We start from the raw sequence: 25,938 nt of genomic DNA on the forward strand, positions 1-25,938 counted from the left end.
TTGAGTTAACGTATGCTCAAAAATAGCATGACCGTGTGCTTCTTCAGATGTAAAAAAACGACAACTTAAATATATGTCCTGCTGCCCGGAAGGATCGTGTCCTGGGCAATCAGCATCGAAGGCGTAACTTCTGCAAATTGCCTGAAATCGCGCATCAGGTGAGAAAAATCGTAGTAACCACATTGGTAGGCAATTTCCAGCCAATCTCTTTCAGGCGCCTGAAGTTTCAGTTTATATGCCCTGTCAAAACGTGCGATGCGCGAATAGAACTTCGGGCTCATGCCCATACGGTCCATGAAATTGCGCTCAAACTGCCGATGACTGAGGCAGGCCTGATCTGCCAGCCAGGAGAGTGACAAAGGCGTTTTGGAAGTCCTGAGCAACAGAATAGCATGGTCTACAGGTAGTAGCTCTGTCTTTATACTATTTAGCCTCTTTAGAAGAAAACTTTCAATGAGTCCGATCATCATTTGATAATCGGCTGTCTCCCGCAGTTGCTCATTTAAGATGCTCATCCCCTGATCTGAAAGATCTTCTGCATCGATTTCTTTACCATGGAATTCCCTTACAGGTATTTTCCCCAAAAACTGATATAAAAACCCCGGCCGGAAGCAGACCTGGATAATCAGGTGATCCCCGGAAAGCTGAATATTCATGCGGGTAGTTTGCTGCGCAACAAAAATACTCGGTGCCGAGGCACGTTTTTCGCCGTTATGATGACTGATTGCATATACCTGGCTGCGCGGATAAAAGAACAGTGACTGATCGGCGTCCGGGGGCATCGGTTTTATACGATGTTCCGCCGGGACAGAATTCATGTCCACATGTAAAAGAAAATAATTCCTGACATATGGCTGCAGGGCAGGTATGGGAAGGATATGAGGCATGAATACCATAAGTATCATAATTTTTCAATACCCCAATATACTAATTATAAGCCATTTATAGTCCATTTTTACCTGCGTTCACCAATCTGCTGCCTCCACATTGAATAGTACAGCCCTTTGGAGTCCAGCAATTCCTGGTGTGAACCCGCCTCAGAAATCTTACCTTTTTCCAGCACATAGATCTGATCGGCATGCATGACGGTGGATAATCTGTGCGCAATGAGAATAGTCATCTGTTCTCTCCGGTCGGAGATCTCCCGGATCGTATGTGAAATCTCTTCTTCCGTTAATGAATCCAGTGCGGAAGTAGCTTCATCAAATATCAGGAGCCTCGGTTTTCGTAATAAAGCCCTCGCTATCGACAATCTTTGCTTCTCCCCGCCGGAAAGTTTCATTCCGTTTTCACCTAACACCGTATGTATCCCATGTGAAGCCCTCTCAATAAGTTTACTGGCCGAAGCTTTTTTGAGCGCCTCTGTAATTTCAGCTTCAGTTGCCACCGGATTGACGAACAGCATATTCTCTCTGATGGAACCAGCGTAAAGCTGCGTATCCTGAGTCACGAAACCGATCTGCCGGCGCAGCGGATTATAGCGTATCTTTTTAGAACTTGCATTGTTAAAGAGAATTTCTCCTTCAACGGGAAGGTAAAGCCCGACCAGCAATTTCACAAGTGTGGATTTTCCCGAACCGGATGGCCCTACAAAAGCAGCAGTCTGTCCGTTTGTGATGCTAAAGGAAATCCCATCAATAGCATTGTAGTTCGCGGTCTTATGTCTGAAAACAACGTTCTTAAATTCCAGGTTTTCCAGTGTACCAAATTCTATAGGGTTTTCCGGCCTCGTCTCTACAGGTTTACCCATCAGGACATCAAAAGTATTCAGTGAGGCATCCGCTTCGCGGTATAAAATGATCATATTCCCCAGGTCCTGCAGGGGGTTAAAGATGGCGGTAGAGATGAACTGCATAGCTATCAGTTCTCCTGTAGTAAGGACTTTCCTGAAAATGAGCCACAACAGGATAAATAACACGGATTGCTTGAGTACGTTCAGCAGGTTTCCCTGAAAAAAGGAAAGGATGCTTACTTTTTTTGCCTTCAGCATTTCAAGGTTAAAAATCTTGAGGGTTTGCGCGTTCAGCCTCCTGATTTCAGAGAATGTTAGTCCCAGGCTTTTCACCAGTTCTATGTTACGCAGGCTTTCTGTAATAACCCCAGCCTGGCTATCCGCCTGCCTGTTGATTGACCGCTGAATGGCTTTTACCCTTTTTGAGATCAGTCCGGTAAGCGATCCCAGCAAAAGTACACCAACAAAAAATACCGGTACCAGAAGCCAGTTTTTATTGATACTGTACCATATCAGAAACCCGATACCTACTGTAGAAGAGAATAATATATTGATAAAAGCATTGATAAATCTTTCAGCATCTGTTTTGACTTTCTGAAGTACCGAAAGGGTAGTTCCGCTGCGGCTTTCTTCAAATTCCTGAAAGGATAGCCGCAGTGTCTGTTTGAGCCCGTCGTTAAAAATTGCCATACCAAAACGTGCAACCGCCTTTCGCGTAGTATATTCCTGTATGGCTTTGCAAAGTTTTGAGGTAAAAGCGATGGCCAGTGCGATCAGCAGCCAGTAGGAAACTTCTGTGATCAGTTTCCGTTCAGGCAGATTATGCTTGTTTGTAGAGTATTCATCGATAATCCTACCGAAAATCACGGGATCCAGTAAGCTCAGCAGCTGCGCTGCTGCGGCAAGAAGTAAAGAAAGGATAATCAGTAAACGGTGCGGCCGCAGGTATTTAAAAAGTATCTTCATTAGCGATTTAGTAGGGGATGGCAAGTTAGGTGTTAAAACATCTGCTATGGCTAAAGGTTTCACCAGCTTATCAATTAGCCGATCAAATCTGAATTCTGCCCAACAAAAAAGTACATAAAACGTTCTAATAAGAGAACTGAAGTTTATCCGGACAAAGATTCTTACCTTTATTCACATCATACAGCACGGTTACCTTTTTTTATACGCATGGAAAATATTCACAATAAATATATCGGAACAAAGCAAAAAGCGCTCGCTATCAATCTAGATCCCCAAATTTATGGTTCATTTGCAGAAATCGGCGCAGGACAGGATGTAGCAGCGAATTTCTTTAAGGCAGGTGCCGCCGCAGGTACAATAGCCAAAACGATGTCCGCCTATGATATGGCTTTTTCTGATGCAATTTATGGTGCCCAGCAGGTAAAAAGGTACGTTAGCGAGCAGCGTCTGATCGCGATGCTGGGTCATGAATATGACCTGGTAATCGAGCGTCTGGCCTCTAAAAGAGGGGATACTTCCACTTTCTTCGCATTTTCGGATACGTTTTCTGCACTGAATTACCAGAAGACCAACCAGGGGCATGGCTGGATGGGGATCCGTTTTCAGATGGAACCTAACGGCGAATTTCATGATGTAGTACTGCATGTAAAACTGCTGGACAACGATCTTGGCCTGCAGCATTCAGCAGTAGGAATTTTAGGGGTTAACCTTGTTTATGCCTGTTTCAATTATCAGCAGTCACCTTCCGTATTTTTGCTTTCTCTGCTGGACGACCTGAGTCGTGACCGCATCCAGATCGATATGATCCGTTTTGAAGGGCCTGGATTTACACACGTGGACAACAGGCTGATGAGTCTGCACCTGGTGAAATACGGCTTATCTGATGCTGCGGTATTCGGACCGGACGGTAAAAACCTGCAACCTTCAGAAGTTTTATACAAAAAACATATCATGATTGTCAGGGGACGTTTCCGCCCGCTGATTAATGTGCATATGGATATGATCAACACTGGTGTTGAACGTTTCAGGGATGAGCCGGATGTTGATGCTGCAAACGTTATTGTAGTAACAGAGCTCACGCTCCAATCGTTAAAAGAACGTGGTGCGGATGACAGTGCGGAAATCAATGAAAAAGACTTTTTAGACCGTGTAGATATTTTGTGCTCAGTAGGGCAGACGGTTTTGATCTCCAATTTCCACGAATATTATAAACTGGTGGCCTATCTGTCCAGGATTACCACACTGAAAATGGGCGTAGTGCTCGGGTATCCCAATCTTGAGTTTATCTTTAATGAAAAACATTACCAATACCTGCAGGGGGGTATTTTAGAGGCCTTCGCAACCTTGTTCAGCAGAAAAGTAAAACTGTTTATTTATCCGACACTTGGTGATGGGATAGTGTACAACTCCAAGAGATTCTCTCCGCCTCCCCATTTGATAGATTTGTTCGAATATCTGATCGCCAACGATAAGATCGAGGATATCCTGGATTACAACGTGAATAATCTGCACGTTCAGACAGACAGGGTATTGGAGCTGGTAAAGGAAAACGCCCCGGGATGGGAAGATTATGTTCCTGAACAGGTGGCCGCAATCATCAAGGAAAGATCGCTTTTTGGTTTTCCCGTTTAAAAAATAAGGGCAGGCCCTGGCGTAACCTGCCCTCAAAATCCTGATTAAGGAATTAATTGTTCAGCACGCAGCTGCTCAAAAAGATCAAAAAACGCATCGTTGGTTTTCTGAAAAACTGTGAAGCCCAGTTTACGGCTTTTCGACATGTCAGTCATTACCTCAATCGGGCGGCCCAGATCAAGATCGGTATGCCATGCTGAGGCCAGTTTGCTCAAGTCGGCTTCCTTTAACTGATACTTCTCAGCAATTCCCTTCCAAACCTCAGCGTCATTTTCCATTTCTTTTTGCAAAGGCTGAATTGATCCTTCATAGCCAATGGCTTCAATTCCAAAATATGCTGCCAGTTGTTTCCATAACCAGCTCCAGCGAAATACATCACCATTAACAATATTGAAAGCCTGATTATATGCAGCTTCTGTAGTCGAAGCCCAGATCAGTTGCTCTGCCAAAACCCTCGCGTCAGTCATATCAGAAAGTCCGTTCCATTGGGCTTCAGATCCTGGCCAGCGGAATGGGCGACCGGTTTCCTTACAGATGGACGCGTATACGGCAAGTGTTGTACCCATATTCATCAGGTTACCTACGGCTTTTCCAATCACTGTATGCGGGCGGTGTATACTCCATGTGAAATGATCTCTCGCCGCAGCCGCATAAACTTCATCTTCCTGAGCGTAATAAAAGTTCTCAATGTCCAGTCTTGGATGTTCTTCACGGAATGGTGTTTCCGGCAGAAATCCTTCCGAAGCATAAGCTTCAAATGGGCCGAGGTAATGTTTAAGTCCTGTGACCAGGGCTACATGTTTTACCGATTTTTTTGGCGATAATGCCTCAAGAATATTGCTGACCATTAATCCGTTTACACGGATATTTTCTGCTTCTGTATCGTTACGCATCCAGCTGGTAATAAATACGTGGGTTGGAGCGATATCAGCCAATGCTGATTTCAGGTTTTCCAGATCCAGCAGATCTGCAGCTATGGGTTGTAAGTCTGCTATTTCGCTTTTAGGATTTCTTGCCAAACCGTATGTTGTCCAGCCTTTTGAGATCAGCTTTTCGGCCAGGTTACTACCTGTGATACCGCTTGCCCCAACTACTAATGCTATATTACTCATAATGTGATTTAAATTGATAGTACAATGTTCGGCATTCTGCGGCCGGGAGCAAAGGATCTACCTCACAAAATACATGTGCGGTAGGTCACATCATGCCTTAACTGATGGGCATGCGGCTTAACGTTTCTCTGCTGATTCCCAGATATGAAGCAATCAAAGCTTTGGGAAGACGCTGCAGGAGAGTTGGGTACAGCGTAACAAACTGGCTGAAACGCTCTTCTGCTTTCTGGCTCATCAGGGATAAAATTCTTCTCTGCAGGGCGATATATCCGGAGGTTGCTTTTTTCATGAAAAAGTATTCCATCTTTTGCAGCTCTGCACACAATTTCTCTCTGTTATCTATTGATATATAATAGATCTGGGTATCTTCCAGGCAATCAATATTGAGGATTGCCTTGGTTTTATTGAAATAGGCCTGGGGATCAGAGATCCACCAGTCTTCCATGGCGAACTGCATGATATGTGTTTTTCCCTGTTCATCGATGTAAAAAGATTTGAGCAATCCTTTGACTACGAAATGATCATTGGGCGCGGGTTCACCAGACTGAACAAGGTACTGATGTTTTTTGAGGGTTTTGAAGGTGAAATGTGAAAGGGCAAAGCTGAACTCATCATCCGTTAGCTTAACAATTTTCTCAATCTGATCCCTTAAGACTTCTTCCATAGCGTGCTCTTCAAAATACGACGCTAAATTAGGATAAAGTTTCTTCTTGTCAGGGAATATATTTTGCCGGAGAAGGAGGGTAAATGCAAAAGCCCCTCATCAGAGGGGCTTTCATCGTTTAACAGGTAATAACAGTTAACTAGTTATAACGATAGTGTCTTTGTTTATTTTTATAATATACTGTGCGGTGTGCGTAATGACGTCCGTTATGAACATATCTGCCGCGGGGCGCTGGTCTTACATGGCGGACAGGTGGGGCATGGTGAACAACCCTCTCACGGGGAGGACGGTGCTGGTCATTATTGCCAACTCTCAGAACTACGGACTGTGCATCTGCAGCTGCAAATGTAAATACTGCTACTATCAGGACTAATACAAATTTTAAATTTTTCATGATCGGCAATTTTAAGTTTAATTATTGTGTGTTTGTACATATAGATGGTATTCCTGGTAAAAGGTTTAATCAGATAAAGAAAAAGGCTACCCCAATAAAGGGGTAGCCTTAGCGCTTTGATTGTATCTTGCTGGACAACAGCGAAGTATTATGCTGCTTTTTTTTTAAAAAATTAAGCCTGCATAATTACCATTCCCAGGTATTCTGTTTCTGATACGAGTTTTCCATCTTCCGAAACGAGAAACATATAGAAGTGAAGTTCATTCCCTTCATAACGTTTTGGATAAGTATGCGAATAACTGAGATCCGCTCTGCGTAAATGTTCTCTGTAAGGATCAAACCTGTTAGTAGTATTATTATATACTACTATGAACACCTTGTCATCAGTTTGGGCACACTTCTGTGGAAAAGGATTCAGCTCCCAGTCAACATTAATTGTGTACCCGCCTGCCACAGAAAGTTTCGAATTCCATGCTGACTGTGTTTTATTTCTAGGTTGCGTCAGCCTGAGTTTTGAAAGTTCCAGATATGGATTGCCTGCTGCACCTCCGATGGCATTCTTCATGTGATAGGAAACAGCTGCATTCATTGGGGAATGCTTAGATCTTCCCGGCTGCTGAAATCCTATATTAATTACTGATTTCTCTGGCCTGAAAAATGCGGTTACAATCTTAAAGATTTCCCTCTGCCCAAGTTGTTGTGGGCTTGCAGCCTTCCTGCTTGGCCGGGGCCTTCCCTTCATTATTGGTATTCCCCTGTACATACTCAATACAACTGTTCCTACCGTACCCGAGTAATCCCCGAGTACAGATCTGCTGATAACTTTTCCCATAATGATTACCAGTTAAATTGTCCAAGATAAGTACTGTCCGCGATCCTGCTGTGATCATCGGTGATAAAGGAAATGTATACATGTGCTGTATTTCCTTTTTTGACCCCTTGGAGCATGAGATGATCTTTTCCGGATGACCGGTATGCGGCACCGGCCATATATCTCACTTCCTCAAGGTCGGGGAAATATGCAAGCATAATGACCTGATCGCTGTAGTGAGTCATTTTGGGCAGGAGTTCAGTACTCCAGGTAAAATCCAATCCCGAATTCGTCATTTCAGCAGATGCTTCTGAGGATGAAGGTAATGACCCTTTAGTCATCATCACTTTTGAGAAATCAATGTACCGGTTCGGATATTGTCCCTGTATCGCAGCTTTGCGCACATACTTCACCATCGTGTTGTATGGACTGAGATTTAACAGTTTCGCCTCCAGTGCGTAGCTTACATTCACAAATCCTTTAAGTGGTTTCATGAATTTTGCGAAAATACCTGAATCGCTGTTGACCGAGTCCTGACTTTTCGTATTCGGTTTGGTACTTGCACTGTTTTTCCTTTTTGCAGTAGTAGTGCCGTCAGGCTGCACACAATAGGTGATACCATCGACTGTTCCTGAATGTCCCATCATAGGACCGCTTTTTACAATTGACATAAAATTAATTTTTAAAAATAAATAAATAAATAAACGATTATGATTTCAGATCGCCTGGCCTTTATCCTGAGGGGGCGGGAGCTCCAAAAGATTGGGCATCATTCTAAACGGATTATGGCACGATATGATCTTCAATCACCTGAATATAAAGATAATACATATTCAGTCAAAATGCATGGGAAATCTGAAGCTTCACACATATATATGTAAAATTGTTCGTTAATTATAATGTTATTTCCCTATTTTAAAGAGATTAGAAATGATCCCTGAGAGCTATGCTGCCTGCCCATAAACCTGACCCGGTTCCGGGTGTAGTCTGCTTCATCTCTGCCCTTTAGTACCCCTACCGTACCCCTAACGTACCCTTACTGTACCTATAGGGTAAACAAGGGGTACGGTAGGGGTACGCCAGGGGTACTGTAGGAGTACTGCAGTGCAGAGCAAAAGCAGAGTCAACGGCGAACAGAAGTAAAGTTCAGCATCAGTTATACCATGTTCAGATGTAGTTCAAATGTTTAAATAGATTTAGTTCTTGGAATTGCGGCAATGTAGCGTTAGTTTGCAGCCTTTAATCCAGCCCTGCCGAGAGCCAAATGAAAAACAATCAATATGTACTGCTGATTACCTTAACCCTGGGCATTTTGACAGCAATTGGTTCTATCTCTATTGATATGTACCTGCCTGCATTTGAAGTTATGGCCGGTTATTTTAAAGTTCCTATTGTTCGTATTGAGACAACAGTTACTTTATTCCTGTTCGGGATGTCATTCGGTCAGCTTTTCATCGGGCCATTATCTGATGTATGGGGCAGGAAAACTCCATTACGGATTGGCCTTGTCATTTATATCCTGTGCAGTATTTGCTGTATGCTTACCCACTCATTTACTGTATTCCTCTGTCTGAGATTTATCCAGGGGCTGGCGGGAAGTTCCTGCCAGGTAATCTCCAGGGCCCTGGTAAATGATATCTATCATGATAAAAATGCGGCTCATGTATTTACGCTTCTGCAGATTATCATGGGCGTTTCCCCGATCCTGGCGCCGATGGCAGGGGGGATGCTGGCCGCCGAATCTACCTGGAAGCTTTTGTTTTTAATTATGGCCATTATCTCGGGAATCGGACTGGCCGGATGCCTTACGATATTGCCCGCAGGTAAACTGGCACTGGAAGATAAGCGGCTGAATGTTTCAGCTATACTTGATGGCTACAAGCATTGTATTCAGCATCCGGCGTTTATTAATTATGCATTAGTCAGGTCTGTAAGCAACAGCGCAGCATTTTCATTTGTGACCGCCTCTCCATTTGTATTCACGCATCTTTACGCTTTGAGCAAACAGCAGTTCAGTTATATTTTTTCCTGTTCAGCAGTAGGTTTTATCTCTGCGGGAATACTGAACACCAGGCTGCTCCGGCATTTTGAGCCCCGGAGTATTACTAAGTTTGCGATCAGTTGCCAGATCATTACCGGAGTAGTGATCATCTTCGCGGTTTACTTTGAGGCACCGCTGTTGACTCTACTGGGCTTACTGCTCGCATTTTTATTTATGCTGGGTTTGATTCTGCCAAATTCAACGGCATTGTACATCGGCGCCTTACCAGCGTTTAGCGGTTCTGCCTCTGCACTGATCGGTTCGATGAGTTATTTATCAGCATTTCTGATTACGTTCCTGTTGAGTCTGCTGCATAACAATACGGCATACCCCATGTTTTTGATGATGCTCTCCTGTGCTGTATTGGCCTTTTGCTGTTTGCATTTCAGAAAAACAGGTTAAATTTTATTTTTTGCTATTATTTAAATACTTTGCATTAAGATTACATCGTTCTCCAAATGCAGGAATATACCAGTTCGAAAACATGGAAGGTTATTTCGATTATATTATGCAGCCTGTTTTTACTGTGGCTGTTTTATATAGTGGTTTTCATAGGCTTATCCAGACATAGCCACCATGGCTGGGCATTAAAAATCTGGGTTGGCATTCCCTTTTCTATCCTGCTTTTTCTGCTTATTGTATATACACTGATCGAGCCGGTTATTGCTAAGCTGATTATAGGGGAAGACAGTATCAGGTTTAAAGGGGCAATATCAGGTTGGGAGATCAGTTTCGCCGAGATCAGAGGCTACCGCATCAGGGACAAATGGATACTGATTGAACCACTATCAAAAGACAGGAAACGAATCAGCATTAAAACTATCATGCCTGGTACAGATCAGCTGATTGTCTTACTGAAAAGTAAGTACCCTGACCTTGATTTACTGGAAAGGCAAGAGGGGTATAAAAATTTACTGGACGATAGCCGTTATGGAAAGACGACCGAAGAAAGAACGGAGAAACTGGAGAATGCGACCGGTGCTTCAAAACTCATGAATGCCACTGGCGTCATTATTTTGTTGCTCAGTTTTGTATTTAAAATTGAAAAGTACATGGTCGCTGTTGCCATTGCGGCACCTGTAGTTTTTATCATAATCATAAGAGGTTATAATGGACTTATCAGGATTGCTGACAGTAAGAATAGTCCATATCCCGCAATACCCTACGGCCTTTGCGCGCTGCTAATCTGCCTGATCATTAAATGTGCCCGCTACAACATTTTGGATTACCGCGCCGTCTGGCCGCCGGCTTTACTGGTTGGAATGTTTTTGGTTGCAGTATTGATGGTTGCAAACAGGAATTTTAGTTCAGTTACTAAAGCCCGCATCATGGGAATTGTACTGATCACTATATGTTCTCTTGTTTATGGATATTGTACAGTTGTCACCGTAAACTGTCTTTATGATACTTCTCATAGTCGTTATTACAGGGCACGGGTGCTGGACAAATGGATCAGCAGAGGAAAAACAACCCTTTACCATTTTAAATTATCCCGGTGGCGGGAGGAGGTAGATGAAAAGCATATCAGGGTATCCATGGAAGTATATAACAGGCTGGATATCGAAGACGCTATGAATGTATATGTTTATACAGGGAAGTTAAAAATACCCTGGTATGTCATAACTGACCAGTAGAATATCAGATTCTATGATGATCTTTGCAGCCTATGAACGATTATATATTTGAAATTGAACTGAAGGTAAGAGATTATGAATGTGATATTCAGGGCGTCGTCAATAATGCAATCTATCAGTCTTATCTTGAGCATGCCAGACACGAGTATCTCATATCCAGAGGCTTTTCCTTCGCCGAACTGACCCGGCAGGGAATACTGTTAATGGTATCGCGGATAGAAATGGACTTTAAGCGCTCGCTCACCAGCAGGGATATATTTGCAGTAAAGCTGAGAACTGAAAGACAGGGTGTAAAGTTGATATTCTTCCAGGATATTTACCGGGTATCTGATAACGCGCTCTGTCTGAAAGCCAGAGTCGAGGCCGTCTCGAAAATTAACGATAAGCTTAGCAGGGGCGAGATCTTTGATACTTTACTGGCTTAAAAATACAGTGATGGAAAAAATTGGATTCGGCGGAAGTTGCCACTGGTGTACAGAAGCAATCTTTTTATCATTAAAGGGAGTGAGCGGTGTGCAGCAGGGATGGATCGCCTCTGAAGGCGAAGCTTCATCATTTTCTGAAGGGGTTATTGTTGCGTATAATCCAGATATCATAGCATTAAATACGCTGATCGCAATTCATTTGTATACGCACAGCTGTACATCAAATCATAGTATGCGTAGCAAATACCGCTCCGCCGTTTATACATTTAACGAAGAACAGAGTGAGGTTTCAGGGAATGCAATTGGTTCTTTACAAAAGGAATTTACAAGTCCGGTAATCACACAGGTGCTGCCCTGCAAAGATTTTAAACTGAATACCGAAGATTTTCTGAATTACTATTACAGTAATCCGGAAAAACCTTTTTGTGAAAATATCGTGAATCCTAAACTAAAATCGCTGATGGCGCAGTTTGCCGGGGAAGTTGATTTGCAAAAGCTAAAGCATTTAGAGTCCTGAACAAAGAGGAGAGGCAGGTACAAATAATAAAGCCCGGAAGCTTTCACAACCGGGCTTTTGAAAATCCTGTATACTTATTTGACACGCTCAACGTATTCGCCAGTGCGTGTATCCACTTTTATTTTATCGCCCTGATTTACAAATAAGGGTACTTTAATTTCTACCCCATTTTCTGTAGTTACATTTTTCTGAGCGCCGGAAGAAGTATCTCCTTTAACAGCGGGCTCAGCGTAGGTGATCTCAAGTTCAACAAAGTTTGGGGCCTGTGCCACGATCGGTTCTTCACTTTCGAAAGAAACGATCACGTCCATTCCTTCTTTCAGGAATTTTGCTGATGGTCCGAATAATGCTTTAGGCACATTGAACTGGTCAAAAGTAACATTGTCCATGACCACAAAATATTCGCCTTCTTCATACAGATACTGGTAGTCATTTGTCTCTACACGGCAAATTTCAATCTGCTCATCAGTTCCTAAACGGGCTTCCACAATTTTTCCGGTTTTGATATTGCGGAATTTACCAAGGTAGAAAGCTCCACCTTTACCTGGTGTACGGTGTATCAGCTCTGTAACAGTTACCAGTTCGCCGTTGTAACGTAATATGTTTCCTACTTTAGCTTCAGATGTTTTTGCCATATAAATATAATTGTAAAATTTTGAGTCCAAAGATAGGGGGATTTTTCAATTATTAACCGGCGCAGAAAAGATATTGTTCTTTTTGCAAGATTTTCATCTGAATTATTCATAGTAAGTGGCAATGATTTTTATCTGTCTTCAGCGCTCACCGGACCAATTCTTAAGCTGGGAAAAAACAAGAAGAGCAGGAAGAAATCAATTTCAAAAAGGACGGCGGAGAAAGCTCTTTCTTTTTAATACCTTGGGCCCGGGTAAACAGAATAATTTTTATGACTGAAGAGATGAATTTAAACGGAAAACTCTGGATCGAAACAGATGGCAAAAAGCTGATCGGTCCCGGCCGCGTGGAGCTTCTGGAACGTATCCGGGAATGCGGTTCTATTCGTCAGGCTGCCCTGCAGATGAGCATGTCTTATCGCCAGGCTTGGCAAATGATTGAAGATATGAACACAAGGCTGAGTGCCCCAGTGGTAATCTCACAGCGCGGTGGTAAGGGAGGGGGAAATGCCGTGGTTACAGAACAAGGTGACCTGGTTATTTCAGAATTTAAACTGTTTTACAGGAAGTTTCAGCAGTTTTTGAACAAAAATAGTCCTTCAATTACACTAAAAGCTGGAAATGCTGATAAAAATTAAAACAATTTACAGACCTTCGTTATTCATATCTATGTATAACGAACGCTATGGTAAAACATCTACTTTTCCTTATTTTTATAATAACAACTGTCTCTTCTAATTTACAGGCACAGACAACTGATTCTACCCGCAGGGCAGATACTTTGCGGATACCGCTTAAAAAAACTGTAAAGCCTGTCAAAACAATGGATACCCTGCACAGGCTTTCTGAGGTTGTGATCAGTGCTTCCAGATCGGAAGAAAGTATCTTGCGTTCTCCGGTTAGTATCGAGCGGGTAGATACTTCCGCTTTCAGGTTATCCGGATCACCTTCTTTTTTTGATGCACTGGAAAATGTCAAGGGTGTGCAGATGATCACACCGAGTATGGGCTTCAGGATCATCAATACCAGGGGTTTTGCAAATACGACAAATGTACGCTTCACACAAATGGTAGACGGAATTGATAACCAGGCACCCCATATTGGTGCGCCGATTGGTAATGCAATGGGGCCCAGCGACCTGGATATTGAACATGTGGAGATCATCCCGGGAACTGCATCTGCCTTGTATGGTCTGAATGCTATCAATGGGCTCGCCAATTTTATGACGAAAGATCCTTTTACCAGTGAAGGCATCAGTATTCAGCAAAAAATTGGAGTTAACCATGTGAACGATCAGGAGAGTTCAGCTAAGTTATTCAATGAAACGAGCCTGAGGATTGCACATAAGATCAATGAACGTCTCGCTTTTAAGGTGAACGGGACTTTTACAAAAGGATATGACTGGATAGCTGATGACAGAACAGATCTGAATCCTTCTGCTAATGCAACAGCAGGCATTAGTGGCGGACCAGCCAGTCCGGCTTACGATCCTGTAAGTGGTTACGGAAATGAATCATCAAACCGCAGAACAGTTGCTCTTGACGGCAGGCAATATGTTGTGGCCAGAACAGGCTATTACGAAAAAGAAGTGGCTGATTATCACCTGCAGAATGTGAAGGCAGATTTTACCCTTGCCTATAAGCTCAGCCCGAAAGCTTTACTGAGTTATACTTACCGCCTTGCTGATCTTGACAATATTTATCAGCGCTCCAACCGTTTCAGATTGCAGGATTACCTGTTGCAGCAACATGCGCTAACTTTTAAAAATGATATCTTTCGGGCCAGCGCATACGTTACTACCGAGAATACCGGTAAATCTTACAATTTACGTTCGGCAGCTGAGAACCAGGACAAAGCCTTTAAGTCGGATAACCAGTGGTACACAGATTTCACAAGCGGTTTTAATCAGTCGAGGTTATCTGGTAATACCGTACCCCAGGCATTGGCCGCTGCAAGACAGGCCGCTGATCTGGGCAGGTTGCAGCCGGGAACCGGAGCTTTTCAGGACAAAATTTCAGAACTTTCTGGTGTGAATAACTGGGACATCGGATCTGCTTTGAGGGTCAAAGACCAGATGCTGCATGTAGAAGGGCAGGCGGATCTTTCTAAACTGATTGGCCCTGATTTTAAACGACAGACGGGACTTGACCTGCAGGCAGGCTTTGATCACCGCAGTTATTTTATCGAGCCTGACGGGAATTACTTTGTCAACCCTGATCCTGCCAAAGTTGGACAGACTTTCTCTTACAGTAAAACCGGCGGCTTTATCCAGGTGGGAAGAGAGTTCTGGGACAATAAATTAAGGCTTACCGCTACACTCAGGGCTGATCGTAACGATTACTTCAGCACTAAATTTAACCCACGCTTTACAGCTGTATACTCTCCTGTTGAGGAGCAGAACATCCGGGTATCATTCCAGAGCGGATACAGGTTTCCGAGCATCTTCGAAGCGTTTTCCAATGTGAACAGCGGTGGTGTTAAACGGATTGGTGGTTTAAAGATCCTTTCAAACGGAGTACTGGAAAACAGTTACCTGAAGAATTCAATTGATGCTTTTCAGGCAGCTGTTACCCGGGATTTCAATGCCGGCATGACTACCAATGCAGCTATAGAAAAAAACAAAAGCCGGCTGGTGAAGAACACCTATGATTATATCAAACCTGAACACATTAATTCCTTTGAATTTGGCTATAAATCTTTATTCCTCAACAGGAATCTGAAGCTGGATGTAGATTTTTATTACAACAAGTATGAGAATTTTATCGCACAGGTGGAGATGAGCCGTCCCAACACGACTGTGGCTGATTCTATACCTTATGCACTGAATGATAAAGCGAAACAAAGCAGGTACAGGGTATGGACAAATTCTCAGAGCACGGTGTATAATTATGGCGGCAGCTTTGGGCTTTCGTACCGGGTGATGAGGAAGTATACGCTTGGCGGAAATGTTACGTATTCCAAGCTGGACAGGACAACCAATAATGACGGCCTGGAAGATGGGTTTAACACACCAGAATGGATTTACAACCTTTCTTTCGGCGGAGAGCGGATTTATGGCAGGTTAGGTTTCAATGTGTCTTACAAATATCAGAGCAGCTATTATTCGCAGACTTTCCTGGTGAACGGAACGGTTAAACATTATGGCAATACGGATGCGCAGGTTAATTATGATTTTTTTAAGCGCAAGCTGAATGTGAAGGTTGGCGGTTCCAATGTGTTTAATAAATATTATTATTCTTACCTGGGCGGGCCTTCTATCGGCGGTTTCTATTACACAACTTTTACTTACACCATGTAGACAGATCTTTTTACACACCTTAGCTATACCCATTTATTATTTTAATAAATTAGAGGGAAACTTCAATTACCGATCCTTGGAACTATAATTGTAGTATTGTTGCCCACATACAGTGTAGAATTAGCTAAATGAGTAAAGTATTTACAATTACTGAAGGTCTGGAGAACATGGGCGCCCTGCGCACAGGCGGGCAGGGCTCAGTATATAAGGGCAGAAGATTTGGGCCCATTATTACCGCAGTAAAACTGCTGCCTACACCAGTTCATATGGAAAACACTGAGGATAAGAACTTCAGGAGTTTTCAAAACGAGGTAGAAAAACTAAAGAAAGTAAATGAGGAGCCTAACCCGAATGTGGTAAAGATCCTGAATTCAGGAATTACCGAAAGCGGTTCTTTTCCTTTTATTGAGATGGAATTCATTGACGGACCGGATCTGGAAGACCTGCTCAGAGAACCACATGAAAGGATATTTACTATTAAAGAGGTCATTAAAGTGGCCGATCACCTGGCAAATGCCCTGGCACACTGCCATAAAGTTACCGTAAAACATGGTGATATCAAAAGTAACAACGTAAAATTTAATATCCATACCGGCAACTATGTGTTGCTGGATTTTGGGCTTTCGGCGATGTCTGATGAGCAGAGAAGAACCAGTATAAGACATGCAGGTGCAATTGAATTTATGGCACCCGAGCAGAGCGAAGGACAAATGTTATTTGAGACAGACATTTACAGTTATGGGGTGATTCTTTATGAACTGCTGGCCGGACAGGTGCCTTTTCCATTAACTGACAACGGACAAAAATCACGAAACGATGTGCTGGTTGGACATCTGGAACTCGCAGTACCTGATATTCTGGAGCTGAGAATGAAAAACCTGCCGCAAAGCTGGTCGGAAGCCAAACAGAAACATGAGATGCAGGTGCCATCCTGGTTGCTGAACATTATCAGCAGATGCCTGGAAAAACTCCCTCAGAACAGGTATGCTGATGGCGTAAAACTACAGGAAGCTATTGTGAAAAGCAGTATTTCTGAAGCTGGTAGTTTTAATTACGGCAGGCAAAATCCGGATGCAGTTAGCAGAACAGCAAATGATACTTCGTTATTGCAGATGGAAAACGACAGGCTGCAAACGCTGCTTCTCAATTATCAGGAAGAAGCAGTACAGCCCGGGGAAATTGATAACAGTGTGGTGGTAATTTCAAAACCGGTATTTTTTGTACTGGTGATGAGTGTGGTTTTGATGGCCGCTTTTCTCAGTTATTTTCTGCTTTTCAGAACCACTGAGCAGCCTGAGCGAAGATCTCATGCAGATCAGGTGGTAAGTCCAGACACTACAGTAAGATCCGGACGCAAGGGATATGCCTGGGACAAGAAAAAAGACACAACAGCAATTGATACTACAGACAGAAGTTATTATGAAGGTGAATCAAGGCCGGCACAGCTAAAACCTGTTCCGCAGCCAGCGCCTGACACAACAGTTATGGACCTGGATACAACCGTGAATTTTTAAGCTACAAATTGAATTCGATGGCAGAAAAACCGACATTTTGGAAGAAAACAGGTCTGCAGGACCTGTTCCTTCCTTCAGAAAAAACACAAAAAAAACAGGTGGCTAAGGCTTTAACTCCTGATGAAGTATATAAGTATATCCTTGAGAAATTTAAAGATTCAATTGCAGAGCTTTCTTTTGCAAACCGCATTGTCTTTTATCATGAATATATCATCTGTTTCAATGAGGAAGATTACAAAGAGTTTCTGGCACACAAACAGGGGCTTTTTGGAATTATCGTACACGAATCGGTAAACCATTTTTATCGGCTGCTTGAAGAATACCGCAAATCCGGGAAAACCGTTGAACCTTCGAGTTCCAAATGGGTATTCCGGCTGGTGTCTCATCCGGACTACGAAAGGGGAGACAAAGGATTTATTGGGAAATTGCTGCCGGGAAGCAGCCAGAAAAATGAAAACCTGCGCGTAACCTTTATTCCGCGCCAGACAGGTGTAGCAGAAACACTGGATGTGAACCAGGAGATACTGAACGGATTTACGTATTACAGTGAAGGATATTATGAAATGCCTTACGACCTTCATGCAATTGCGACCACGGGCGGTAGCGATAGTAATTCAGGCGGTACCACAGTTGCAAACCATACAGGACAGAAAGCTTTCGCAAGACTGGAAACAATCATGCCTGACCAGAATTTCAGAGGCAAGAAAGTAGAGTACCTGATGAAGAACGATGAAGTTATTGTTTCAGGCAAAGACGAAAGCAGAAATGAACCTGATGTTTTTATCATTCCGTCCGATTGGGTAAACACGCCGCACCTGAGTATCCGTTACAACCATTCGGATGCTAAGTTTTACCTGGCATCCTTTGGTGAAAAGACAATAGTAAATGAAGTAGAAGTGCCCCGCAGCGGTATCAACCAACCTGACTGGACAGAACTTCCGTTTAACTCCAGAATCCTGCTCAACGGCATTATTGGCATAAACATTTTTAAACCTTAAGCGATGAATTATTTGTTTGGCATTACAGACACCGGTAAGGTGAGGAATAATAATGAAGATGTTTTCATTGCCGAGGAGGTGATGAACGGACAATTCATGATCGCAGGGGTGATAGACGGGGTAGGTGGTTACGAGGGCGGGGAAGTCGCCGCTGCGCTGACGAAGGAAGTAGTATTATCTGAAATGACTACAATCGGATCTGATGTGCTTACCCAGCTGGAAATCGCCTTTAACCTGGCAAATGAAGAAATTTTTGCCCGAAAACTGGAAGATCAGCAACTTGCTGCGATGGCCTGTGTGGCCACTGTAGCGGTGATCGACAGGTTGAATAACCTGCTGCATTACATCCATGTGGGTGATACCAGACTATATCTTTTCAGGGATAATTCCCTGATTAAACTATCAAATGATCAGTCGCCCGTAGGTTTCCTGGAAGACTCAGGAAGGATAACCGAAGAAGCCGCAATGCAGCATCCGAAAAGAAATGTCATCAATCAGGCACTGGGACTGGGAAGTCAGGGAGAGATGTCTGAAAGTTACTTTGAGACCGGTTCATCCCCGTTTTTACCCGGAGACCTGATCCTGCTCTGCAGTGATGGTTTAACAGATATGATCAACCGCGAGCTCATTACCAGGGTACTGGCTTCGCCCGGCTCTTTACAGGTAAGGGCTGAAAAGCTGATAGCTGAGGCAAACGCAGCTGGAGGAAATGATAACATTACCGTTGTGCTGGCCAGGAATGATAAGCCACAGGTTTCACATCCGGTATCGCGGCCACTGGCAGATCTCTTTTCGCAGGGTGCCAATGATGTGCCTTTGGTAAAACCAGTTCCGAAAGAAAGTGATGCCACTGCGCAACCGCTGGGGAAAATTGAAACATCGCAGCCGCATGTTGAACCTGACAAATCCCTGAACCAGGAAAATAATCCATTTCTGCAGCCAAAAACTCAGCTTGTTGCAGAGAAGGCAGGGCCCAATAACCTGGTGATTATCCTTTCAATAGCCTGTCTCTTGCTGCTCGCAAGTACAGCCTGGCTATTTTTCAGCAGTCCGCCGGTAGCACTCAAACCATCAGGTACCCTTAACCCAATTCCCGCTATCGCTGTAAACCCGCAGGAAAAACTGATCAGCGATACACTGGCAAATCTGAAAAGCGATACTTTAATACTTTCAGCTGAACTTTTTAAAGGCCCGGTGCATTTGAGCAGAGCGCTCAGCATCAATAGAGATACCTTGATTATTCAAACCAAAGGGGACGTGGTTTTTCAGCCTGATTCTGCTTATACAGGTCCTGCGCTGATCTTATCGCCAGCCTGCAAATATATCGTGATCGACCAGCTGGTGCTCGATAATTTTGAAACCGGGATTGTATCCTACAGGAACGTACTGGATCTTAAAAACGTAAAATTTAACAATTGTAAATACCCGCTGCAGGTATTATTTGAATTTCCGGACCACTCATTTGTGAACGGAAGGGTTTCTAAACGTGCTTTCCAGGCAGATTCGCTGGCAAAGAAATAATGATGGACAAACAACAGCGCACCTCCGGTGGGAGATTAAAAGAACGTATCAGCATCCTGCTGATCGGCATGCTTTTGCTTTTTGCATTTTTTAAGCTTTTTGCCGTGCTGCAGGAGCGCATGAAAGATGTGGACAAGGGCCTGGCAGCAGGAACAATTGTGAACCTGAATGCCCCCGACCCGGCCAATGCCCTGAAAGCAATGCTGGCAAAGGGATACTATTTTGAAGATCCCACTGACATTGACCTGATCGGTTCAGTCATAGCAGCCAAACAGCAGGAGGATAATTTCAGTAATATTGGCGACCTGAATAAAAGGAAATTCAATGTTTCAGCGGATAAAGCTGCACAGTTCGGCGGGCTCTCCTTCAGAAAACGGGTGGCTGTTTCAAGAGCCTTACTGGGCTTTACAGGTGAAGATGAAAAACGTTTTGAACAGGAGCTGGTTTCTCCTCCGGCACTGCCCTCCGTTCAGGATATGCATAGTGGAGAAGGGGAGCTTGGAGGTGAAATAAAGAACGACGGGGGCAAAGTGCAGGGAGTACTCGTTAGATTAACTACGATAATACCGGCTGACAGCATTGATACAAAGTCTTTTACCGCCTATGCGCGAACTGATCAGGATGGACATTACGAATTTACCGGATTGCCTGAAGACAGAGCATATGAGGTGATCCCCTTAAAACCCGGTGCAGAATTCGGACAGGTAAAAGGCCTGCAGACACTAAACGGTAATGAGACTTTAAATTTTACAGAAGCCATCCACAGGATAAGGCTCCTTTCATCAAAGGATTTCAACACGCTAAAAAATGAAGGTGCCCTGATTGTGCGTACACCTGAAGATTTCAAATTATATTACTGGACTTTTGCAGGAGCCCTGCTGCTGGGCTTTTTATTTATTCACATACTATTGTCTCTCCGTTTTTCCGGGGCAGACCAGGTGATTCTGCCCCTGCTGATGCTGCTGACAGGAATTTCTTTTCTGACACTGCTAAGCTTACAGGATCCTGTACGGGATCGTTTCCTGGTGGCAGACTCTGTACTTTACCTGTATCTTGGGATAGCAGGAATTTGTATACTGCTTGCATTTAACCTGCGGCGGTTTACGGCAGATTCCAAACTTTACCGCTTGTTTGTTTTTACCAATCAGCGTGATGCGGCCAACGGATGGCCCTGGATCGCTATGGCGATTGGATTACTGACAGTCACCCTGCTTTTTGGGGCAGGGCCGGAAGGAAGCGGTGTAAAAGTAAATTTGTTGGGTATACAGCCCAGCGAAGTGGTAAAATACATTGTGGTGCTTTTTCTGGCGGGATTTTTCGCGCTCAACGAACAGTTTATCGCAGCCTATTCCAGCTGGAAAAAACGCTGGTCATTTTTTTCATTTGCACTTGCCGCAATTTTATGTACACTGCTGCTGTTTTTGCTCCTGGGGGATCTCGGTCCGGCTATCGTGATCTGTTTTACCTTTATCATTCTGTTTTCGTTCTCAAGAGGTGATTTTATGGAGATGGCGGCATTCGTCATCTTATATATTCTGGTGGCCTGGTTCATAGAAAATGTATGGCTCGATGCATTGATCACTTTTGCTATCCTGGCACTTTATCATCTCTTCAAAAAGAAGACAATCAGCGAATCTGCTGTCATGGCTTTAGTGGTTATCACGGCATTCCTTACAATAGATAAAATCCCTTACCTCGGTAAAATTGTGCCCGGCCCGGTAGAAAGGCTGAGCGACCGTAAAGCAATATGGCAGGATGCCTGGGACAATGAAGTTTATGGGGGCGATCAGGTAGCAAACGGGCTTTGGGCAATATCCACCGGCGGTTTCAGCGGTCAGGGTACAGGCAAAGGTTTTGCGAAAACTATTCCCGAAGCGCATACGGATATGATCCTGCCCGCCATAGGCGAAGATTTTGGCTGGCTGGGTATGGCCTGTGTTTTCGGGCTGTTCCTGCTTTACCTGCACCGGGCGATCATTATCGGACGGCAGACGGGCACACCCTTTCTTTTCTACTGTTGTGCCGGAATAGGGATTTGTACATTTATACAGTTTCTGCTGATTGCAGGCGGTTCAGTAGGAGCACTGCCTCTATCAGGGGTTTCCCTTCCTTTTGAAAGTTATGGCGGCTCCTCACTGGTGATTAATTTCGTCGCAGCAGGCTTTTTGCTTTCTGCCTCATCAGTTAAAGGTACCGAAGGACAGATGAAATACATTACGCAGCAGCAGGATAAAAACCTTGTTCCGGCCTTACTTGCGGCATGTATTGGTGTTGTTCTATTGCTGGTGAATGTCTCGCGATATAGTTTTAACAATCAGCCCTGGGTGATCAAACCTGCGCTGGTGGCCGACAAGGCAGGTAGCCGGATGTTCAGTTACAATCCCAGGATTGGGATACTGATGAAAAAACTGCAGGCAGGAAATATTTATGACCGGGCTGGGTTGTTACTGGCTACAAGTGATCCTAAACTCGTAAAAAAGCAGCAGCAGAAACTGCGTGAAGCCGGGGTAGCAACCTATGACCTGGATTCTGCACAGCACAGAAGGGTATCCCGCTATTATCCTTTTGAAGAACAATTGTTTTTCTGGACAGGTGATGCCAATACCGGGGTATTCAATGGAGGGATCAACGGCTACTTTGCAGAATATGAACATGCCGCAGAACTCAGGGGATTTAAAATGCCTTTGTCAAGTTATAACTTAATTGCCTCACGTTATCGCGAGGACCGCTTTTTGCCCAGAGGCCCGAAAGAAATGATGGTGGTCAGGAGAGATTTCTCGGCACTGAGCCGGATACTGATCTCCGGGCTCGATACCAATGAGATTGCCCTGTTTAAGAAACGGAACAGGGATGTGAAACTAAGTGTTGATGCTGATCTGCAAACACATCTGCAACAGGCACTGGCTGCAGATCCTGCTGTAAAGCAGAACAGGGTTTCGGTAGTTGTGATGACGTCCAATACCGGAGATGTACTCGCTTCAGCGGTTTATCCCCTGCCACCGGTAAAAAACTGGGAACAGCTGACAATGAGCAGAACTGACCAGAACAAACTCGCAGGCTGGACAACAACGGCGGACCTGGGTTTTACAGTCGCTACCCAGCCGGGATCTACAGCTAAGTTGTTAACGGCGATGGCAGCCTTCAATAAATTAGGCGGGAAAGCAGCACAGCAGACTTATCTGGTAAAAGCCAATGAAAGAATCAGAAGCGGAGGACCGGAACCGGATGAAACCGGTAATATCGATATGGAAAGGGCTATTGTTAAGTCTAATAATGTGTACTTTATCAAACTGGCAAACGAACAGCATCTTGCAGAGCCGATGGGCGAACTGTACCTTAAAACAGGGATGTTTCTGCATGGTGCCGGAGGGTATTATTACGGAAGGAAACAGGCGGATGCTGATCAGGAAAACCGCTGGTTTGACCTGTGGCGCAGAACTGAATTTAAAAGTGCATACAACCCTCAGAATATCTACAGAAACAGGGCTACCGGAGTTTCCGGAATGGCCTGGGGACAGGGAGAACTTATCGCTACCCCAGCGGCTGTGGCGCGGCTCGCGTCTGCAATTGCTAACCAGGGTGCGCTGGTGCCTAACAGGTATGTGCTTAAGCTCAATGATTCAACTGTAAACAGCAGCGGGGGGATAACCCTGGCTAAAGATCCTGCATATGCAGGTTTGCTGAAGCAGTACATGATTGAACAGAGCGCCGGTAAAGCAGCCTTGTTTGGTTTGTCGGTAGCAGGTAAAACAGGTACCCCCGAAAGAATGGTCAGGGGTAAAAAGGTAAACGATGGATGGTACGTGTTTTTCGCTCCCAACGCTTCCGGAGGATATACCGTAACCTGCATCCGTATTGAAGCTACCAAAGGTTCCTCGGAGGCGGTAAAACTGGCTGCAGATGTGGTCATCCCGTTGCTGGTACAAAAGGGATATATGAAAAGTATAAATTGATAAGATATGTTTGATTTTTTTAAGAAGAACAGTAAGCTTGATGCCAAAGGGATCAGGGACGCAGTCCTGCAATTTATCAAAGAAGAATTGCAGCAGCTTGATGGTGGCGAAGGAACATCATTGCAGACGATCTCACTTTTTGTGTCACCCGCAGAAGAGGAAAAATTTTTATACGAAGCCGCGTTATACAACGGCGATACAGACAGGTTACGTTCAGATATTCAGCGTATTGCAGATAACTTTGCGCTGGACCTGCCGGGCGACTGGCAGCTGAAACTGCAATTTGAAGATGAGCTGCCGGCAGGCATACTCAGAACAAATGAAATCAAGGCAGGGCTGAAACTGATCATGTCTGCAGCACAGGCAGCATCCGGATCTGAAGCAGCCGGTTCAGGTTATGCTGCAGCAACTTTCAATGCGACGCTGAAAATACTGAAGGGCAAAGCAGAAAAGGATGAATACGTACTGAAAGCGGGAGAAACAAAACGTTTGAATATTGGCCGCGAAGCGCAGATCCAGGCAAACGACGGATCTATGAGGATTAACCATATCGCCTTTCCGGAAAACCCGGCTTATGAAAGTAATAAGTATATCAGCAGGCAGCATGCCCATATTGAATGGGATGCGGCGTCTGCATCATTTAAGTTATACGCTGATGAAGGTGGTGTGCCTCCGGGAAATAAAACGAAAATCAGAAATGCGCAGGATGAATCTGTCAATAAACTGAATTCCACAGTAGTTGGTTATCCTCTGAAAGACCGCGATCAGGTCATTTTGGGTGATGCGGCTATTCTGGAGTTTACCATCAGCTGACAGGCAAGTGCTTTATTATGCAGAACGGAAGACCTGTCATATATAAAATACATTTCTGCTGTTCGTATTTGTGAAATTGTGCTAATTTTCATTAGTTTAGGTCAGGCATCCGCGGTGATGGCTCTCCTAATATGATCACAAAAACACTGTACCTTTTGCCGGTAATTTTATATTTCAGTATCTGCAAAATCAGCGCACAGGCAAAACATACGATCAGTGGTTATATCAAAGATGCCGGAACCGGGGAGCAACTGATTGGAACAACAATCCGCGTTGAGCATGCCGGTGATATTCATCTCAGTACAGTTTCCAATGATTACGGGTTTTTCTCCCTTACAGCACCAGATGGAAGTTACCGGTTGTTCATTGGAGCGGTAGGGTACGTGCCTGATTCGAGGAATGTACTGCTCAGTAAAAATATTCAACTCCGTATTGCACTCACAAAACAGGACAATGCGCTGGCAGAAGTTGTTATTTCCTCCTCCGGGAGGGACGAGCAGCTTAAATCCGCAAAAATGGGTGTGGAGCGGCTGAGCATGAAAGAGATCGAAAAGGTCCCTGTGATTTTCGGGGAACGTGATCTTATCAAAGTTATCCAGCTGCTGCCAGGAGTAAAGGCGGCAGGCGAAGGCAATAGCGGTTTTTACGTGAGGGGCGGTGCCGCAGATCAGAATCTGGTGCTGCTGGACGAAGCAGTAGTATACAATCCTTCGCACCTGCTGGGTTTTTTCTCTACATTCAATTCCGACGCGATCAAGGACGTTACCCTGTACAAAGGAAATACACCTGCACAGTATGGCGGTCGTTTATCCTCGGTAATGGATGTGAAAATGAATGATGGAAACAACCAGAGGGTCAGCGTAAACGGAGGGCTGGGGATCATTGCCTCCCGGATTACCCTGGAGGGGCCAATTGTCAAAAACAAAGGCTCCTTTCTGATTAGCGCCAGACGCACCTATGCAGATCTCTTTCTGAAACTAAGCAGCGACTCTGTAGCTAAAAAGAGCACGTTGTACTTTTACGATGTTAACCTTAAAGCCAGTTACCAGCTGACAGCGCATGATAAAATATTCCTGTCGGGCTACCTCGGGCAGGATAAACTGGGCCTCGGCGGACTGTTTGGAATAGACTGGGGCAATAAAACCGGAACGCTCAGATGGAACCATGAGTTTAACCCGAAGCTTTTCTCGAACACCTCGGTCGTCTACAGTGATTATCAATACAATATCGACCTGGAAAATAACCGGAGTTTTGAAGCACATATCAGTTCGCAGATCAAAG

21 protein-coding genes are annotated in these 25,938 nt (G+C 44.3%); 13 read left to right on the plus strand and 8 right to left on the minus strand.

Going from position 1 to position 25,938, the window contains the following annotated elements:
• Positions 1 to 65: 65 nt before the first annotated feature.
• Together ABWY16_RS12245 and ABWY16_RS12250 are read right to left on the minus strand one after the other, a co-directional pair.
• Positions 66 to 905, minus strand: coding sequence for a helix-turn-helix domain-containing protein (locus ABWY16_RS12245; protein ID WP_353904929.1), 840 nt, complete (start codon positions 903 to 905; stop codon positions 66 to 68).
• Between the two features lie 50 nt (positions 906 to 955).
• Positions 956 to 2,698 (minus strand): ABC transporter ATP-binding protein, encoded by a 1,743-nt coding sequence (locus tag ABWY16_RS12250; protein WP_353904930.1) that lies wholly within the window; start codon positions 2,696 to 2,698, stop codon positions 956 to 958.
• Between the two features lie 207 nt (positions 2,699 to 2,905).
• Between ABWY16_RS12250 and ABWY16_RS12255 the strand changes: the two genes are divergently transcribed.
• The gene (locus ABWY16_RS12255) at positions 2,906 to 4,330 is read left to right on the plus strand and encodes a TonB-dependent receptor (protein WP_353904931.1); all 1,425 of its coding nucleotides are present in this window, start codon (positions 2,906 to 2,908) and stop codon (positions 4,328 to 4,330) included.
• 44 nt (positions 4,331 to 4,374) lie between these two features.
• Here the strand turns inward: ABWY16_RS12255 and ABWY16_RS12260 are convergent, their stop codons facing one another.
• From ABWY16_RS12260 to ABWY16_RS12280, 5 genes are all read right to left on the minus strand, one after another.
• Complete coding sequence (locus ABWY16_RS12260) at positions 4,375 to 5,442, minus strand: SDR family oxidoreductase (RefSeq protein ID WP_353904932.1); 1,068 nt, start codon at positions 5,440 to 5,442, stop codon at positions 4,375 to 4,377.
• A 97-nt stretch (positions 5,443 to 5,539) separates the two neighbouring features.
• Positions 5,540 to 6,106 carry a Crp/Fnr family transcriptional regulator gene (locus ABWY16_RS12265; RefSeq protein ID WP_353904933.1) on the minus strand — a complete coding sequence of 189 codons (567 nt, stop codon included), beginning with the start codon at positions 6,104 to 6,106 and terminating at the stop codon, positions 5,540 to 5,542.
• A gap of 139 nt (positions 6,107 to 6,245) precedes the next feature.
• A complete protein-coding gene (locus ABWY16_RS12270; RefSeq protein WP_353904934.1) occupies positions 6,246 to 6,500 on the minus strand; it encodes a hypothetical protein in 255 nt (84 codons plus the stop codon).
• Positions 6,501 to 6,672: 172 nt separating this feature from the next.
• Positions 6,673 to 7,332, minus strand: a complete 660-nt coding sequence (locus ABWY16_RS12275) for a DUF6266 family protein (protein WP_353904935.1) — start codon at positions 7,330 to 7,332, stop codon at positions 6,673 to 6,675.
• Between the two features lie 5 nt (positions 7,333 to 7,337).
• The gene (locus tag ABWY16_RS12280) at positions 7,338 to 7,982 is read right to left on the minus strand and encodes a DUF6266 family protein (RefSeq protein ID WP_353904936.1); all 645 of its coding nucleotides are present in this window, start codon (positions 7,980 to 7,982) and stop codon (positions 7,338 to 7,340) included.
• Positions 7,983 to 8,575: 593 nt separating this feature from the next.
• Between ABWY16_RS12280 and ABWY16_RS12285 the strand changes: the two genes are divergently transcribed.
• The 4 genes from ABWY16_RS12285 to ABWY16_RS12300 are packed head-to-tail and all read left to right on the plus strand — an operon-like array spanning position 8,576 to position 11,928.
• Positions 8,576 to 9,754, plus strand: coding sequence for a multidrug effflux MFS transporter (locus ABWY16_RS12285; protein ID WP_353904937.1), 1,179 nt, complete (start codon positions 8,576 to 8,578; stop codon positions 9,752 to 9,754).
• A 56-nt stretch (positions 9,755 to 9,810) separates the two neighbouring features.
• Complete coding sequence (locus ABWY16_RS12290; protein ID WP_353904938.1) at positions 9,811 to 10,986, plus strand: hypothetical protein; 1,176 nt, start codon at positions 9,811 to 9,813, stop codon at positions 10,984 to 10,986.
• 32 nt (positions 10,987 to 11,018) lie between these two features.
• Entirely contained in the window at positions 11,019 to 11,411 is a 393-nt protein-coding gene (locus ABWY16_RS12295; RefSeq protein WP_353904939.1) for an acyl-CoA thioesterase, read from the plus strand.
• A 10-nt stretch (positions 11,412 to 11,421) separates the two neighbouring features.
• Entirely contained in the window at positions 11,422 to 11,928 is a 507-nt protein-coding gene (locus tag ABWY16_RS12300) for a peptide-methionine (S)-S-oxide reductase (RefSeq protein WP_353904940.1), read from the plus strand.
• 74 nt (positions 11,929 to 12,002) lie between these two features.
• Here the strand turns inward: ABWY16_RS12300 and efp are convergent, their stop codons facing one another.
• Entirely contained in the window at positions 12,003 to 12,563 is a 561-nt protein-coding gene (gene efp, locus ABWY16_RS12305; RefSeq protein WP_353904941.1) for an elongation factor P, read from the minus strand.
• Positions 12,564 to 12,832: 269 nt separating this feature from the next.
• Between efp and ABWY16_RS12310 the strand changes: the two genes are divergently transcribed.
• The 8 genes from ABWY16_RS12310 to ABWY16_RS12345 form a co-directional block, all read left to right on the plus strand.
• Positions 12,833 to 13,198, plus strand: a complete 366-nt coding sequence (locus ABWY16_RS12310; protein WP_353904942.1) for a winged helix-turn-helix domain-containing protein — start codon at positions 12,833 to 12,835, stop codon at positions 13,196 to 13,198.
• A 47-nt stretch (positions 13,199 to 13,245) separates the two neighbouring features.
• On the plus strand, positions 13,246 to 15,858 hold the full coding sequence (locus tag ABWY16_RS12315) for a TonB-dependent receptor (RefSeq protein ID WP_353904943.1): 2,613 nt from the start codon (positions 13,246 to 13,248) through the stop codon (positions 15,856 to 15,858).
• A 128-nt stretch (positions 15,859 to 15,986) separates the two neighbouring features.
• Positions 15,987 to 17,372 carry a serine/threonine-protein kinase gene (locus ABWY16_RS12320; protein WP_353904944.1) on the plus strand — a complete coding sequence of 462 codons (1,386 nt, stop codon included), beginning with the start codon at positions 15,987 to 15,989 and terminating at the stop codon, positions 17,370 to 17,372.
• 17 nt (positions 17,373 to 17,389) lie between these two features.
• Positions 17,390 to 18,370: an FHA domain-containing protein gene (locus ABWY16_RS12325; RefSeq protein WP_353904945.1), complete on the plus strand. Its 981-nt coding sequence runs from the start codon at positions 17,390 to 17,392 to the stop codon at positions 18,368 to 18,370.
• A gap of 3 nt (positions 18,371 to 18,373) precedes the next feature.
• Positions 18,374 to 19,891, plus strand: coding sequence for a PP2C family protein-serine/threonine phosphatase (locus tag ABWY16_RS12330; RefSeq protein ID WP_353904946.1), 1,518 nt, complete (start codon positions 18,374 to 18,376; stop codon positions 19,889 to 19,891).
• Positions 19,891 to 23,844: an FtsW/RodA/SpoVE family cell cycle protein gene (locus ABWY16_RS12335; protein WP_353904947.1), complete on the plus strand. Its 3,954-nt coding sequence runs from the start codon at positions 19,891 to 19,893 to the stop codon at positions 23,842 to 23,844. The genes ABWY16_RS12330 and ABWY16_RS12335 overlap by 1 nt, the downstream gene beginning before the upstream one ends.
• Positions 23,845 to 23,850: 6 nt before the next feature.
• Positions 23,851 to 24,657 (plus strand): FHA domain-containing protein, encoded by an 807-nt coding sequence (locus ABWY16_RS12340; RefSeq protein ID WP_353904948.1) that lies wholly within the window; start codon positions 23,851 to 23,853, stop codon positions 24,655 to 24,657.
• Positions 24,658 to 24,788: 131 nt separating this feature from the next.
• The coding region (locus ABWY16_RS12345; RefSeq protein ID WP_353904949.1) for a TonB-dependent receptor at positions 24,789 to 25,938 on the plus strand (1,150 nt) is incomplete at its 3' end.

Origin of the sequence: Pedobacter sp. (genome assembly GCF_040513095.1) — a bacterium.
Lineage (GTDB): Bacteria > Bacteroidota > Bacteroidia > Sphingobacteriales > Sphingobacteriaceae > Pedobacter.